Below are 15792 nucleotides of genomic sequence, written 5' to 3'. Positions count from 1 at the left end.
AAGATGACGTTTGAACTAAATAGCAATAGTAAAAACAAGTGTATTTGATTCACAGAACTCCGCTAAAAAATATAAATGATGAAGTAATTTAGTTATGATAGATTTGCGAATCTGAGTTTGATTACTTTTTATTTTGAAGGTTTAATTAAAAGAATGTTCTTATATTTTTTTTGAAATTCAATCATGTTTCTTTCAGCTTCCATTCTAGTTCTGTAATTTCCAACCCATACTTTGTAGTTTGGAGTTTGAAAAATTATGGTAGCATCAACGTTTTTATTTTCCATTTTGAAGTCGTTTAGCGTTTTTTTAGCAGGATCACTTGCTCCACTAAATATTTGAATTTTGTATCGATCATTTATTGATAATGAGTTGTTTATTTTGATCTTTTCATTCATTAACTGATCAACTTTTGGATCCTGATTTGGTATTGTTTTTTTTGATTGAGCACTTAATTTCGCTATCGATGTAGTGATCGCAAATACAAGAATAATTGATGTTTTGATTGAGATTATTTTCATAACTAATTGGTTTTTATGCAAAAGTACTACTAAAACTAATTGTTAGCCATAAAAATATTATTTAGAATGGATATAAATTGAATTTAAGACTATTTTAAGGTTTTGTGAATAGTTCTTAAGTCGTATTTTTGTCCGAGTTTTTAAATAAAGGTTGTTTTGCTATGTGTGAAATATAGATAAAATAATCAAATTTTAGTAGATAATCATTATATAATATGAAAAAGGTGGGTAACCATAATTCGATCACTAGGAAATTGTTGTTTAGTTTAGGACTAGCGTTAATTTTCTCCTTATCTTCATTAGCTCAAGATGCGGCTCCGGCTCCAGATGCTGCTGCAGCAGCTCCAGCACCAACATCAGGTGGAGATCCTGTTAAAGGAAAAGAACTATTTAATGCTAATTGTGCAGCTTGTCATAAATTAGATGCTAAAGCTACTGGTCCTGCATTAAGAGGAGTTGCTTCTAAATATGAAATGTCTTGGATTTACAAGTGGGTTAAGAATAGCTCAGATTTGATTAAATCTGGCGATGCTGCTGCTGTAAAAGTTTTTGAAGAAAATAATAAGGCAGTGATGACTGCTTTTCCTCAATTGTCTGAAGGTGATATTGATAATATTATAGCTTATACTTCTGAGCCTAAGGCAGAAGCTCCTGCTCCAGGTCAAGGTACTGAAGTTGTTGATGCGAATAAAGCTAGTGATAGTGGAATAAGTAACAATGTTATTCTTGGTGCTTTGGCATTAGTAATGGCGATGTTGGTTGTTTTGTTATTTTTGGTAAACAATGTTTTAAGAAAAGTAGCTAAAGCAAATGGAATTCAAGTTGAGCCTAAAGTTCCATCATTACCAATTTGGAAAGCGTTCGCTAAAAACCAGTTCTTGGTTTTGGTTTCTGCTATCTTTTTATTGCTTTGTAGTGCTTATTTTGTGTACGGTTTTTTAATGCAGGTTGGTGTTGATCAAGAATATGCTCCAATTCAACCGATTCATTATTCTCATAAAATTCATGCTGGTGATAATGAAATCAATTGTAAGTATTGCCACTCCGCAGCTCGTGTTAGTAAAAATGCAGGTATTCCTTCTTTGAACGTTTGTATGAACTGTCACAAAAACATTTCGGAAGTGGCTGAAACTACTGCTACTCCAGAATACAGCAAAGCTTTCTATGATGAGCAAATTCAAAAATTATATGCTGCTGTAGGTTGGGATAAAACTACACAATCCTACACTGGTAAAACGCAGCCTGTAAAATGGGTTCGTATTCATAATTTACCAGACTTCGTGTACTTCAATCACTCACAACACGTAACTGTTGCAGGAATTGAATGTCAAACATGTCACGGTCCTGTTGAAACGTATGAAATTCAAAAACAATTTGCTCCATTAACAATGGGCTGGTGTGTTGATTGTCACAGAAAAACGGATGTTAAGACTGAAGGTAACGAGTACTATACCAAAATTCACGAACAACTTTCAAAAAAGTATGGTGTTGAGAAATTGACAGCTGCTCAAATGGGAGGTTTAGAGTGTGGTAAATGCCACTATTAAAAGAAATTATTAAGATTTAATATTTATATATAATATGTCATCAAACAAAAAATACTGGAAAAGTGTTGAAGAGCTAGACGGAAACAGCTCTATTGTTGAGGCGCTTAAGAATAACGAGTTTGTTGAAGAAATTCCTACTGATGAATTTTTGGGAAATAGTGATAAATTATCTTCTTCTACTTCACGTCGTGACTTTTTAAAGTACGTTGGTTTTAGTACGGCTGCTGCTACATTGGCTGCTTGCGAAGGACCTGTTAACAAATCAATACCGTATGTGTTGCAACCTGAGGAAATCATTCCAGGAGTAGCGGATTATTATGCTACAACTGTATTTGATGGTTTTGATTTTGCCAATTTATTGGTTAAAACTCGTGAAGGGCGACCTATTAAAATCGATAATAATACAATTGCAGGCGCTAAATTCTCAGCTAATGCAAGAATTCATGCGTCAATTTTATCATTATATGATAATATGCGTTTGAAAGAGCCTAAAGTAGCAGGGAAATCTGCCTCTTGGTCTTCAGTTGATTCTAAGTTGAAATCTAGTATCGCTGAGGCTAAAGCAAAAGGTGGTCAAGTAGTTTTGCTTACCAATACTTTAGCTAGCCCTTCAACAGAAAAATTGATTGCTGAGTTTACAGCCAAAAATCCAAATGCTAAACATGTTGTTTATGATGCTGTATCTTCTTCTGAAGCTTTAGATGCATTTCAAACAGTTTATGGCAAAAGAGCTTTAGTTGATTATGATTTTTCAAAAGCTTCTTTGATTGTTTCTGTTGGAGCTGATTTCTTAGGAGATTGGCAAGGTGGTGGATTTGATGCTGGTTATGCACAAGGAAGAATCCCTAAGGCAGGAAAAATGTCTCGTCATTTTCAATTTGAAGCAAATATGACATTATCTGGTGCTGCTGCTGATAAGCGTGTGCCAATGTCTGTAGCTAATCAAAAACAAGCTTTAGTTCATATATATAATGTTGTTACTGGAAATAATGTTTCAGTAAAATTAGATGATAAATTCAAAGCTGAAGTTACAAAAGCAGCTCAGCAATTAAAATCTGCTGGATCTAAAGGTGTTTTAGTATCAGGAATTCAGGATGTTAATGCTCAATTGTTAGTTTTGGCTATTAATCAAGCTTTGTCTAGTGAAGCGTTTGTTACCTCTGGTGCTCGTTTAATTAGAAAAGGTTCCAACGCTGCTGTTGCTCAATTAATAAAAGATATGAATGCTGGTGCTGTTCATACTTTGATTATGAGTGGAGTTAATCCGGTGTATACACTAGCAGATAGTAAATCATTTACTAATGGTTTAAAGAAAGTAACGACTTCAGTTGCTTTAACAATAAAAGAGGATGAAACCGCTTTATTAGCTACTATTGCAGCTCCAGTACCTCATTATTTAGAGTCTTGGGGTGATTTGCAATTAACGGAAGGTACTTATAGTATTACTCAGCCAACCATTCGTCCTTTATTCAATACTAAGCAATTTCAAGATGTATTGTTGTCTTTAAATGGTGTTGCTGGTACCTATTATGATTATTTAAAATCAGTTTCATCAGGAATTATTGCTGGATCTTCTTGGAATAAAGTATTACATGATGGTGTTTATGTAGGAGCTATTTCAACTGTTTCAGCTGGTACTGCAAATTATGTAGGCGCAGCTAATGCCTTAGCTAATTCATCTAGTTCAAAAGGTCTTGAGTTGGTATTGTATACCAAAACAGGAATGGGTGATGGTCAACAAGCAAACAATCCTTGGTTACAAGAGTTTCCAGATCCAATAACAAGAGTTTCTTGGGATAACTATATTACAGTATCTTATGCAGATGCAAAAAAGTTAGGACTTACTAATGAAATAGTTGCTAATGGTGGATTGAATGGTTCATATGTAAAATTAACTTCTAATGGGGTTACTTTAGAAAATGTTCCTGTGATTGTTCAACCTGGTCAAGCTGTTGGTACTGTAGGTATGGCTTTAGGATATGGTCGTAAAGCTGCTCTTAAAGAAGAAATGCAAGTAGGTATTAACGCTTACTCATTATATAAAGATTTTAATGATTTACAAAACGTAACCCTAGAATTGGCCTCTGGAGAACATGAGTTTGCTTGTGTACAAGGTCAAAAAACATTAATGGGTCGTGGAGATATTATTAAAGAAACAACTTTAGAAATTTTCAATACTAAAGATGCCGAAATTTGGAACGAGAAACCGATGGTATCTTTAGATCATAAAGAAGTAGAAGCTACTTCTGTTGGGTTGTGGGATTCTTTCGATCGTTCGATTGGTCATCATTTCAACCTTTCAATTGATTTGAATGCTTGTACTGGTTGTGGAGCATGTGTAATAGCTTGTCATGCTGAAAATAACGTACCAGTTGTTGGTAAAGATGAAGTAAGAAGAAGTAGAGATATGCATTGGTTGCGTATTGATAGATATTATTCATCAGAAAGTACTTTTGAAGGTGATGTAGAAAGAAAAGAAAATATCGCTGGTCTTTCAAGCTCATTGTCTACTTTTAACGAAATGGAAAAAGCTGGAGATAATCCACAAGTTTCTTTCCAACCTGTTATGTGTCAGCACTGTAATCACGCCCCATGTGAAACAGTTTGTCCTGTAGCTGCGACTTCTCACGGACGTCAAGGGCAAAATCAAATGGCTTATAACCGTTGCGTAGGTACTCGTTACTGTGCAAACAACTGTCCATATAAAGTGCGTCGTTTTAACTGGTTCTTGTACAACAAAAACAGTGAATTCGATTATCATATGAATGATGATTTGGGTAGAATGGTATTAAATCCAGATGTTAACGTTCGTTCTCGTGGAGTTATGGAGAAATGTTCTATGTGTATTCAAATGACACAAGCAACTATTCTTAAAGCGAAAAGAGAAGGTAGAGCGATTAAAGATGGAGAATTCCAAACCGCTTGTTCTAATGCTTGTTCTTCTGGAGCAATGATATTTGGAGATGTTAATGATACTAATGCTGCAGTAACTAAATTAGCTGCTGACGAAAGATCATATCATTTGTTAGAGCATGTTGGAACAAAACCAAATGTGGTTTACCAAGTTAAAGTTAGAAATATCTAGTAAAAAAATTAATTAAGAATCAATATAAAGGATTATGTCGTCTCACTACGAAGCAGCCATTAGAAAACCCTTAGTTATAGGTGATAAATCTTATCACGATGTAACTGTAGATGTAGCAGCACCTGTTGAAGGTAAAGCTAATAAGCATTGGTGGATTGTATTCACAATCGCATTAACCGCTTTCCTTTGGGGATTGGGTTGTATTATTTACACAGTATCTACCGGTATCGGAACTTGGGGATTAAACAAAACAGTTGGATGGGCCTGGGATATCACTAACTTCGTTTGGTGGGTAGGTATCGGTCACGCCGGTACATTAATTTCAGCCGTACTTTTACTTTTCCGTCAAAGATGGAGAATGGCTATTAACCGTTCTGCGGAAGCTATGACTATCTTCTCAGTTATTCAAGCAGGTTTATTTCCAATTATACACATGGGTCGTCCATGGTTAGCGTATTGGGTACTTCCTATTCCTAATCAATTTGGTTCTTTATGGGTTAACTTTAACTCTCCATTACTTTGGGACGTATTCGCAATTTCAACTTATTTGTCAGTTTCATTAGTTTTCTGGTGGACTGGTCTTTTGCCTGACTTTGCTATGTTACGTGATAGAGCTGTTACTCCTTTTAATAAAAGAGTGTATTCTATTTTAAGTTTCGGTTGGAGCGGTAGAGCAAAAGATTGGCAACGTTTTGAAGAAGTATCATTAGTTTTAGCTGGTTTGGCTACACCTCTTGTACTTTCTGTACATACTATTGTATCGATGGACTTTGCAACTTCTGTAATTCCAGGATGGCATACTACCATTTTCCCTCCTTACTTTGTGGCGGGTGCGGTTTTCTCTGGATTTGCTATGGTTAATACCTTGCTTATCATTATGAGAAAAGTATCTAATCTAGAAGCTTATATTACTATACAACATATTGAATTAATGAATATCGTAATTATGATTACGGGTTCTATTGTAGGTGTTGCTTACATTACTGAATTATTCATTGCTTGGTATTCAGGAGTTGAATACGAACAATATGCTTTCTTGAATAGAGCTACTGGACCTTACTGGTGGGCTTATTGGGCAATGATGACTTGTAACGTTTTTTCTCCACAATTTATGTGGTTCAAAAAGTTGCGTACTAGTATTATGTTCTCTTTCGTTATCTCGATTGTTGTAAATATTGGAATGTGGTTTGAGCGTTTTGTAATTATTGTGACTTCATTGCACAGAGATTATTTACCATCTTCTTGGACCATGTTTTCGCCAACCTTTGTTGATATTGGTATTTTTATTGGTACTATTGGATTCTTCTTTGTATTGTTTTTATTATATTCTAGAACTTTCCCTGTTATCGCTCAGGCTGAAGTAAAAACAATATTAAAGGGAAGTGGAGATAACTACAAAAGAGAAAGAGAAGCAAATAAAGATGTACACCATGAGTAATAAAGTAATATACGCTATATACAACGACGACGATGTATTGATGGATGCTGTAAAAAAGACACGTGCAGCACATTATCATATTGAAGATGTTTTTACCCCTTTTCCTGTTCACGGATTAGATAAAGCAATGGGATTGGCACCAACTAGATTAGCTATTTGTGCCTTTATCTATGGATTGTGTGGTATTTCATTCGCTACTTGGATGATGAACTATATTATGATTCAAGATTGGCCTCAAGATATTGGAGGTAAACCAAGTTTTAGTTACATTGAAAATATGCCTTCATTTGTTCCAATTATGTTTGAAGAGACTGTTTTCTTTGCTGCTCACTTAATGGTTATTACTTTCTATATGAGAAGTAGATTATGGCCTTTTAAACAAGCCGAAAACCCTGATGTTAGAACTACAGACGATCATTTTTTAATGGAGGTTGCTGTAAATAACAATGAAGAAGAATTAGTTTCTTTTTTCAAAAGTACAGGAGCAGTTGAAGTAAATGTAATAGATAAGAATTAATTGTAGCTATGAGAAGTATATATAAATTAACACTTTTGGCTGGTATTACTTTGTTAGTTTCATCTTGTCATGATAAATTGACACCAAACTATCAGTATTTCCCAAACATGTATGAATCGGTTGGTTACGAAACATATTCCGAATCGAATGCATTTAAAGACGGAAAAGAAGGTCAATTACCCGCAAAAGGTTCTCTAAAAAGAGGATTTGAAGTATATGAATATGAGAATTCTACTGCTGGTTATGAATTGGCTAAAGCTAATTTAAAATCTCCTTTAGATTCTTTAGAGAGAAATTCAGAAAAAGGAAAAGAACTTTTTGAAATTTACTGCATCAGTTGTCATGGAGCTTCTGGTAATGGTAAAGGTAAATTGGTTGAAAGAGAAAAATTTCTTGGAGTGCCTAGTTATGCTGACCGTCCAATTACAGAAGGAAGCGTATTCCATGTTATCACTTATGGATTAAACTCTATGGGATCGCATGCAAATCAATTGAGTGCTCATGAGCGTTGGTTAGTTGTAGACTATGTCCTAAAACTAAAAAGCGAATTATAATTGTTGAACAAACTGATCGTAATAGATATGTATACATTTTCAAGTAAATTAAAAACTTTTTCTTTTATCCTAATGGCTGTTGGTTTATTAGGTATTGGTTATGGTTTTTATAGTGCACCAAAAGATATTCAAGATGTGGAAGCACTTCTTGCTGCAGATTCACATGGTGGTCATGGGGAATCAACTCATGCTGCTCCTGCCGAATCACATTCAGCCACTACAGAGACAACTCACGCAGCTCCTATTGAATCTCAAGAAGCTCATGGTGAAGCTACTCATGCTGCACCAGTAGAATCTCATGAGGTTAAAGAAGAAGTGACAAATGCTGCTCCCGATTCACATGTTGATCATGCTAAGACTGTAGGTCATGACGCTAAAGCAGATGCTGAGCATACAGAACATTTAGAGCATGTTTTGCATCAATTAAGCAATAAGCCATGGGCTGCTGTATATGTAGCTTGTATCTTTTTTATGTTGTTATCCTTAGGAACTTTAGCATTTTATGCTATTCAGCAAGTTGCTCAAGCAGGTTGGTCTCCAGTTTTGTTTAGAGTAATGCAAGGTATCACGGCTTATTTACCAGTAGGTTCTGTAATATTCTTTATCATATTAGTTTTATGTGGATTGCATTTTAACCATTTGTTTATTTGGTTGGATCCTGAAGTGGTTGCTCATGATAAATTGATACAAACTAAATCTGGTTATTTAAACTTTCCATTTTGGATTATTAGAGCAGGTATCTTCTTGTTAGGATGGAATGCTTATAGATATTTTTCAAGAAAAAATTGTTTAGCACAAGATGAATCAGAAGATAATACTTTTTACAAAAAGAATTTCAAAATGTCTGCTTTGTTCTTAGTTTTCTTTATAGTTACTGAATCTATTATGTCTTGGGATTGGATTATGTCAATTGATCCACATTGGTTTAGTACATTGTTTGGTTGGTATGTTTTTGCTAGTTTCTTTGTAAGTGGTATTACAACCATTTGTATGATTACGCTTTACTTAAAATCAAAAGGCTATTTAGAACATGTAAACACAAGTCATATTCATGATTTAGCTAAGTTTATGTTTGGGATCAGTGTATTTTGGACCTACTTATGGTTCTCTCAATTTATGTTGATTTGGTATGCTAATATTCCAGAAGAGGTTACCTATTTTGTTACTAGAATTCAAGATTTTAATTTACCTTTCTTTGGCGCTGTAGCTATGAATTTCTTGTTCCCAGTTTTAATTTTAATTAATACTGACTTCAAAAGAATTACGTGGGTGTTGGTTATGGCAGGTACCGTTATATTATTTGGACATTATATTGATTTCTTTAATATGATTATGCCAGGTACAGTTGGAGATCAATGGTTTATTGGTGTTCCAGAAATTTCTTCAGTGTTATTTTTCCTTGGTTTATTTATATATGTTGTTTTTACAGCACTTACAAAAGCACCTTTGTTGCCAAAAAGAAATCCTTTTATTGAGGAAAGTAAACACTTTCATTATTAATATTTTAAACAGAAAAACAGATGACAAGTTTGTTGGTAATTATAGTTTTAGTTTTATTAGCTGTTGCGCTTTGGCAATTGACTAAGATATTTGATCTTACACAAGTAGGTTCAAAATCTGATGATTCTCAAATAGCAACTGATAATGATAACAATATTCAAGGATATTTGATGTTTGGTTTTTTAGCATTCATTTATATTTTTACGATATATGGTTTGTTAAAGTGGGGAGATTTACCGTTACATACACCAGCATCAGAACATGGTGGTACAGTTGATAATTTGATGAATATTACTTGGGTTTTAATCTTTACTGTGCAAGCAATTACACAAGTTTTATTACATTATTTTGCATTTAAATATAGAGGTAATAAAGAGAAAAAGGCACTTTATTTTGCTGATAACAATAAACTAGAAGCAGTTTGGAGTGTAATACCAGCTGTTGTTTTAGCAGGTCTTATTTTGTATGGTTTATATGCATGGACTAACATTATGTTTATCGATGATGAAGAAGATACTGTAGTTATCGAGCTTTATGCTCAGCAATTTAAATGGACAGCTAGATATGCTGGTGCTGATCAAGTGTTAGGTAAAGCTAATGTTCGTTTGATTGATGGTGTAAATTCAGTAGGTGTGGATTTAGCTGATAAAAATGCTCAAGACGACTTTTTGGCTACTGAAATTCATATTCCTAAAGGAAAAAAAGTTCACTTCAAAATGCGTTCTCAAGATGTATTGCATTCAGCTTATATGCCTCATTTTAGAGCTCAAATGAACTGTGTTCCAGGTATGGTTACTGAATTTGCTTTTACTCCAATCTACACTACTTCAGAGTATAGAGAATTACCTTTTATGGTTGAAAAAGTGGCAAGAATTAATGACTTGCGTTCTAAAAAGAGCACTGAATTAGTTGCAAAAGGTGGAACAGCTTTAGATCCTTATACTTTTGACTATCTATTGTTGTGTAACAAAATTTGTGGAGCTTCTCATTACAATATGCAAATGAAAGTTGTTGTTGATTCTCCAGAGGATTATAAGAAATGGCTGAGTGATAAAGTTGCTTTAGTTAAGGAATATAAAGCTTCAAAAGAAACTCCAGCAGCTGAAGGTGCTTCAGGATCAGATAGTTTGAATGTAGCAAAGGAACCTGCTGCTGTTAAGGTAGCAATGAAATAATTATTTAAGAATATTTAAAAGTATATATATGTCAGCAGAAGGTCACGATCACGGACACGATCACGAACACGAACACCACCATAAGGATACATTCATTACTAAATACATTTTTAGTATTGACCATAAAATGATTGCAAAACAGTACTTGATTACAGGTATTGTTATGGGGATTATTGGTGTTGGAATGTCATTGCTTTTTAGAATGCAATTGGCTTGGCCAGAAGAATCTTTTAAAATTTTCAATATTTTATTAGGTGATAAATTTGCTCCAGAAGGAGTTATGGCTAATGATATCTATTTGGCTTTAGTTACAATTCATGGTACTATTATGGTATTTTTTGTATTGACAGCAGGTCTAAGTGGTACTTTTAGTAATTTGTTGATTCCACTTCAAATTGGAGCTAGAGATATGGCCTCAGGTTTCATGAATATGATTTCCTATTGGTTGTTTTTCTTATCAAGTGTGATCATGATTTGTTCTCTTTTTGTTGAGGCTGGACCAGCTTCATCTGGTTGGACAATTTATCCTCCATTAAGTGCATTACCTCAAGCTATACCTGGTTCAGGAGCTGGTATGACACTTTGGTTAGTGTCTATGGCAATATTTATTGCGTCTTCATTAATGGGATCTTTGAATTATGTTGTAACAGTTATCAACTTAAGAACAAAAGGGATGTCAATGACTAGATTGCCACTTACTATTTGGGCATTCTTTGTTACTGCTATTATTGGTATTATTTCTTTTCCGGTTTTACTTTCTGCCGCTTTATTATTGATTTTTGATAGAAGTTTTGGTACTTCTTTCTTCTTGTCTGATATTTATATTGCTGGTGAAGTTTTACATTATCAAGGTGGATCTCCAGTTCTTTTTGAGCACTTGTTTTGGTTCTTAGGACACCCAGAGGTTTACATCGTATTATTACCAGCTTTAGGGATTACTTCAGAAATTATTGCAACTAATTCTCGTAAACCAATTTTTGGTTATAGAGCGATGATTATGTCTATACTGGCAATTGCGTTCTTGTCAACAATTGTATGGGGTCACCATATGTTTATTTCAGGGATGAATCCTTTCTTAGGTTCGGTGTTTACATTTACAACCTTATTGATTGCTATTCCTTCTGCTGTAAAGGCGTTTAACTACATTACAACTTTATGGAAAGGTAACTTGCAATTGAACCCAGCTATGTTGTTCTCAATTGGTTTAGTTTCTACTTTTATTACGGGTGGTTTGACTGGAATTATTCTTGGTGATAGTACACTAGACATTAATGTACACGATACTTACTTTGTGGTAGCTCACTTCCACTTGGTAATGGGTATTTCTGCACTTTATGGAATGTTTGCTGGGGTTTATCACTGGTTCCCAAGAATGTTTGGAAGAATGTTAAATAAAAATTTAGGATACGTTCACTTTTGGGTAACTGCGGTTTGTGCTTATGGTGTTTTCTTCCCAATGCATTTTATTGGTTTAGCTGGTTTGCCAAGACGTTATTATACTAATACTAACTTCCCACTTTTTGATGATTTACAAAATGTGAATGTATTGATTACTACTTTCGCTTTAATTGGTGGTGCATTTCAATTAGTTTTCTTGTATAATTTCTTTGTTAGTATTTTTTATGGTAAAAAAGCAGAACAAAATCCATGGAAATCAAATACATTAGAATGGACTGCTCCTGTAGAACACATGCATGGTAACTGGCCAGGTGAAATTCCTGAAGTTCATAGATGGCCTTACGATTACAGTAAGCCAGGACATGATGAAGATTTTGTGCCTCAAAATGTTCCTATGAAAGTTGGTGAAGAAGTTTTACATCACTAATTTATAAAAATAGAAAAAGCCTTTCCTTGTGAAAGGCTTTTTTATTGTAAAGCCTTTTTTTATCTTTATCCAATGAATGAAAATTTAGACCCAACGAATACCAACTATAATTCAGAAGAACTTGATATTGAAAAAAGATTAAGACCCCTTAGTTTTGATGATTTTTCAGGACAAGATCAGGTTTTAGAAAATCTAAAGGTATTTGTTGCTGCTGCAAACCAGCGTAATGAAGCTTTAGATCATACCCTTTTTCATGGACCGCCAGGATTAGGTAAAACTACTTTAGCTAATATTTTAGCAAATGAATTAAAAGTAGGAATAAAAATCACTTCGGGGCCAGTACTTGACAAGCCTGGTGATTTAGCTGGTTTATTGACTAATCTAGAAGAAAGAGATGTCCTTTTTATTGATGAAATTCATCGTTTGAGTCCTATTGTTGAGGAGTATTTATATTCTGCAATGGAAGATTTTAAAATTGACATTATGATTGAATCCGGACCAAATGCAAGAACGGTTCAAATTAATTTAAATCCTTTTACCTTAATTGGTGCTACCACTCGTTCGGGTTTGCTTACGGCTCCAATGCGTGCTCGTTTTGGTATATCTTCTCGTTTGCAGTATTATTCCACAGAATTGTTGACTACTATTGTAGAACGTAGTTCTTCTATTTTTAAAATGCCAATTACCATGGAAGCTGCGATAGAAATTGCTGGGAGAAGCAGAGGCACACCTCGTATTGCTAATGCTCTGTTGCGTAGGGTTCGTGATTTTGCACAAATTAAAGGGAATGGCACCATAGATATTGAAATAGCTCGTTTTGCTCTTAAAGCTCTTAATGTTGATGCGCATGGTTTGGATGAAATGGATAATAAGATTTTAACCACAATTATCGACAAATTCAAAGGAGGTCCTGTAGGTTTAACTACTTTAGCAACTGCTGTATCTGAGAGTAGTGAGACTATTGAGGAGGTATATGAACCTTTCTTGATTCAAGAGGGTTTTATTATGAGAACACCACGCGGAAGGGAAGTAACTGAAAAAGCATACCAACATTTGGGTAAAGTAAGAATGAATGTTCAAGGAGGATTGTTTTAGTAATGATTAATAACAAAGAAAAATATACTCAATTTATAAAAGCCGAATCCAAAAGACTCGGCTTTTTGTCTTGTGGGATTTCTAAAGCTGGTTTTTTAGATAAAGAAGCTCCAAGATTAGAATATTGGTTAAGCCAACAAATGAATGGCCAAATGAGTTATATGGAGAATCATTTTGACAAGAGACTCGACCCGACTTTATTAGTAGATGGTGCTAAGAGTGTTATATCTTTATTGTTGAACTATTATCCTTCTGAAGAACAAAATCCAGATTCTTATAAGATTTCAAAATATGCTTTTGGCCAAGATTATCATTTTGTAATTAAAGATAAATTAAAAGAATTATTATTTTCGATTCAAACGGAGATAGGTGAAGTTTCAGGAAGAGCTTTCGTTGATTCAGCACCTGTTCTAGATAAAGCATGGGCTGCGAAAAGCGGTTTAGGCTGGATAGGGAAAAATAGTAATTTAATCACTCAAAAAGTGGGTTCATTTTACTTTATTGCTGAGTTGATTGTAAACCTTGATTTAGAATATGATCATGCTACAACTGACCATTGTGGTACTTGTACGGCTTGTCTTGATGCATGCCCTACGCAGGCTATTGTTGCACCTTATGTTGTAGATGGTAGCAAGTGTATTTCTTATTTTACGATTGAATTGAAAGATAATATTCCATCAGAGTTTAAAGGAAAATTTGACGATTGGATTTTTGGATGTGATGTCTGTCAAGATGTTTGCCCCTGGAATCGGTTTTCAAAATCGCATCAGGAACCTTTATTTAATCCTAATCCTGAACTGCTTCAATGGTCAAAAAAAGATTGGGAGGAAATCACATCTGATACCTTTAATGCTGTTTTTAAGAATTCTCCTTTAAAAAGAACCAAATGGAGGGGTCTTCTGAGAAATATTGATAATTCATTATGATTTCTTACTAGAATCTCTTTCGATAACGCTAGTTTCCAAAATCAAAGTTTTTGGCGTAAACGGAATGTTTTCTTTATGAGCGTGCATTTCTTCTAATAAAAGATTAAATGATGCTACTCCCATTTCATGACTGGGTTGGTCTATGGTGCTCAATTTTGGATTCAAAACTTGAGACATAAACCAATTGCTAAAACCGATTACAGCTACTTGTTGAGGCACTTTTATTTGATGATCGTTAAAGTATGATAAAACGCCTACGGCTATTAAATCTGTTACAGCAAAAACACCATCTACATCTGGATGCTCTTCAATAATTTGTTTAGCAAAATCTAATCCTTCCTGAAAAGTAACATTTTCACAAGTGTAAACCAATTTTGGGTCGTATGGGATTTGATTCTTGTCTAATGTTTTTTTATAACCAATATAGCGATCTATTGAATTTTGTGGGTTTAGGGGGCCTCGAATGTGTGCTATTTTTCTACATCCTTTATCGATTAAATGTTGAGTGGCACTCATCGCTGCTTTTTGGTCATCAATCAAAACCTTCGAACAATTGGCTAATTTGGAAATTTTGTCGAACATTACAAAGGGAATATTTCTATTGATAATTTCTTTGATATGTTCATCAAAATTAGATTCATTAGAAAGTGACATTATAATTCCATCTACCCGTTTATTGATTAGCAATTCTACTTGCTTTTTTTCAAGTTCTATAGATTCATTAGATTGTAAGATAATTACTAAATATCCATTTTTTTCGGCTTTATCAATAATGGCGTTAATCACATTTGAAAAAAAATGATGCATCACTTCAGGAATGATTAATCCGATGGTTTTGGATTCCTTTGTCCTTAAATTCACTGCAAAACTATTAGGTGTATAATGCAAGTCTTTTGCTAAATCCAAAACGGCCTGCTTCGTTTTTTCGCTAACGTCAGGGTAGTTTTTTAGTGCCTTCGAAACTGTAGTTATTGATATACCTAGTTTAGAAGCAATTTCTTTAAGAGTAGTTTCTTTCATGGTCTTAGCTTATGTTTGGTTTCAAATTAAACTATTATTGTAAAAATGAACCATATTGATTTTAAGACAATATAAGTATAAATTTTGTTTTTTTTGTATAAATTATTTGTTTTTAAGGTGTTGTAAAATGTGTATTCGGGTTTTGGAGTAAACTGCGTTAGTACTTAAGGCTTAATTCTACTATTAACAGCTTTTGTTATTCCGACGCGGGAGGAATCATATAATGTGTGTAATTTATGCGGTTCCTTCTTCGTAGGAATGAAAACAAAACCAATAAAATTCGCTTTCAACAAATGCTGTAATTAATAGAATTAAGCGGTTTTTGATAAATAATTTTGCTTTATTCTGAGTCTTTTTTGCTTTTTTCAAAATTTTTATGAATTGAAAAGTCTAATCTAAATAACTATTTTGCTTCATGGGTTTAGATAGAATGAATAGAAATAGTAATTAGTTATTTATATAATGTTAAAGAAAAATATTTTACATTGAAACTATATCAGCAGTAAAAGCTATTGCATTATAATTTTAACTTTATAGAAAAAATGTATTTAATTAATGCAATCAGCAATTATTGCTTCAAAAGGTCTTAAAT

The 15792-nt window shown here is 33.9% G+C and carries 12 protein-coding genes; 10 read left to right on the top strand and 2 right to left on the bottom strand.

Translation table 11 applies throughout. The features are described from left to right. Window positions 1-128 precede the first annotated feature (128 nt). Window positions 129-518 (bottom strand): SPOR domain-containing protein, encoded by a 390-nt coding sequence (locus O9307_RS12280; protein ID WP_298299761.1) that lies wholly within the window; start codon window positions 516-518, stop codon window positions 129-131. Window positions 519-733: 215 nt separating this feature from the next. Between O9307_RS12280 and O9307_RS12275 the strand changes: the two genes are divergently transcribed. The 10 genes from O9307_RS12275 to queG all read left to right on the top strand — a co-directional run bounded on the left by O9307_RS12275 (window position 734) and on the right by queG (window position 14180). Further along, a complete protein-coding gene (locus O9307_RS12275) occupies window positions 734-2065 on the top strand; it encodes a c-type cytochrome (RefSeq protein WP_298299759.1) in 1332 nt (443 codons plus the stop codon). Window positions 2066-2099: 34 nt separating this feature from the next. Then, window positions 2100-5150, top strand: a complete 3051-nt coding sequence (locus tag O9307_RS12270; protein WP_298299757.1) for a TAT-variant-translocated molybdopterin oxidoreductase — start codon at window positions 2100-2102, stop codon at window positions 5148-5150. Window positions 5151-5184: 34 nt separating this feature from the next. Next, on the top strand, window positions 5185-6588 hold the full coding sequence (gene nrfD, locus O9307_RS12265; RefSeq protein ID WP_298299755.1) for an NrfD/PsrC family molybdoenzyme membrane anchor subunit: 1404 nt from the start codon (window positions 5185-5187) through the stop codon (window positions 6586-6588). Beyond that, window positions 6581-7105, top strand: coding sequence for a DUF3341 domain-containing protein (locus O9307_RS12260; RefSeq protein ID WP_064716307.1), 525 nt, complete (start codon window positions 6581-6583; stop codon window positions 7103-7105). The genes nrfD and O9307_RS12260 overlap by 8 nt, the downstream gene beginning before the upstream one ends. A gap of 8 nt (window positions 7106-7113) precedes the next feature. Beyond that, complete coding sequence (locus O9307_RS12255) at window positions 7114-7659, top strand: cytochrome c (protein WP_064716308.1); 546 nt, start codon at window positions 7114-7116, stop codon at window positions 7657-7659. Between the two features lie 27 nt (window positions 7660-7686). Then, window positions 7687-9159 carry a quinol:cytochrome C oxidoreductase gene (locus O9307_RS12250; protein WP_298299751.1) on the top strand — a complete coding sequence of 491 codons (1473 nt, stop codon included), beginning with the start codon at window positions 7687-7689 and terminating at the stop codon, window positions 9157-9159. A gap of 20 nt (window positions 9160-9179) precedes the next feature. Next, complete coding sequence (locus O9307_RS12245) at window positions 9180-10334, top strand: cytochrome c oxidase subunit II (protein WP_298299749.1); 1155 nt, start codon at window positions 9180-9182, stop codon at window positions 10332-10334. A 28-nt stretch (window positions 10335-10362) separates the two neighbouring features. Continuing rightward, window positions 10363-12159, top strand: coding sequence for a cbb3-type cytochrome c oxidase subunit I (locus O9307_RS12240; protein ID WP_298299747.1), 1797 nt, complete (start codon window positions 10363-10365; stop codon window positions 12157-12159). Window positions 12160-12231: 72 nt separating this feature from the next. Then, on the top strand, window positions 12232-13254 hold the full coding sequence (ruvB, locus tag O9307_RS12235) for a Holliday junction branch migration DNA helicase RuvB (protein WP_298299745.1): 1023 nt from the start codon (window positions 12232-12234) through the stop codon (window positions 13252-13254). A gap of 2 nt (window positions 13255-13256) precedes the next feature. Further along, a complete protein-coding gene (queG, locus tag O9307_RS12230) occupies window positions 13257-14180 on the top strand; it encodes a tRNA epoxyqueuosine(34) reductase QueG (RefSeq protein WP_298299743.1) in 924 nt (307 codons plus the stop codon). Here the strand turns inward: queG and O9307_RS12225 are convergent. Then, entirely contained in the window at window positions 14175-15200 is a 1026-nt protein-coding gene (locus tag O9307_RS12225) for a LacI family DNA-binding transcriptional regulator (protein WP_298299740.1), read from the bottom strand. The two genes, queG and O9307_RS12225, sit on opposite strands and share 6 nt — an antisense overlap. Between the last annotated feature and the right edge of the window lie 592 nt (window positions 15201-15792).

Source organism: Flavobacterium sp. (assembly GCF_027531905.1).
Lineage (GTDB): Bacteria > Bacteroidota > Bacteroidia > Flavobacteriales > Flavobacteriaceae > Flavobacterium.
This window is presented reverse-complemented; position numbering and strand designations above follow the sequence as displayed.

Bases quoted from the DNA above. Each gene is read 5' to 3' on its own strand.
- O9307_RS12280 (WP_298299761.1), bottom strand. From the start codon at position 518: ATGAAAATAATCTCAATCAAAACATCAATTATTCTTGTATTTGCGATC.
- O9307_RS12275 (WP_298299759.1), top strand. From the start codon at position 734: ATGAAAAAGGTGGGTAACCATAATTCGATCACTAGGAAATTGTTGTTT.
- O9307_RS12270 (WP_298299757.1), top strand. From the start codon at position 2,100: ATGTCATCAAACAAAAAATACTGGAAAAGTGTTGAAGAGCTAGACGGA.
- nrfD (WP_298299755.1), top strand. From the start codon at position 5,185: ATGTCGTCTCACTACGAAGCAGCCATTAGAAAACCCTTAGTTATAGGT.
- O9307_RS12260 (WP_064716307.1), top strand. From the start codon at position 6,581: ATGAGTAATAAAGTAATATACGCTATATACAACGACGACGATGTATTG.
- O9307_RS12255 (WP_064716308.1), top strand. From the start codon at position 7,114: ATGAGAAGTATATATAAATTAACACTTTTGGCTGGTATTACTTTGTTA.
- O9307_RS12250 (WP_298299751.1), top strand. From the start codon at position 7,687: ATGTATACATTTTCAAGTAAATTAAAAACTTTTTCTTTTATCCTAATG.
- O9307_RS12245 (WP_298299749.1), top strand. From the start codon at position 9,180: ATGACAAGTTTGTTGGTAATTATAGTTTTAGTTTTATTAGCTGTTGCG.
- O9307_RS12240 (WP_298299747.1), top strand. From the start codon at position 10,363: ATGTCAGCAGAAGGTCACGATCACGGACACGATCACGAACACGAACAC.
- ruvB (WP_298299745.1), top strand. From the start codon at position 12,232: ATGAATGAAAATTTAGACCCAACGAATACCAACTATAATTCAGAAGAA.
- queG (WP_298299743.1), top strand. From the start codon at position 13,257: ATGATTAATAACAAAGAAAAATATACTCAATTTATAAAAGCCGAATCC.
- O9307_RS12225 (WP_298299740.1), bottom strand. From the start codon at position 15,200: ATGAAAGAAACTACTCTTAAAGAAATTGCTTCTAAACTAGGTATATCA.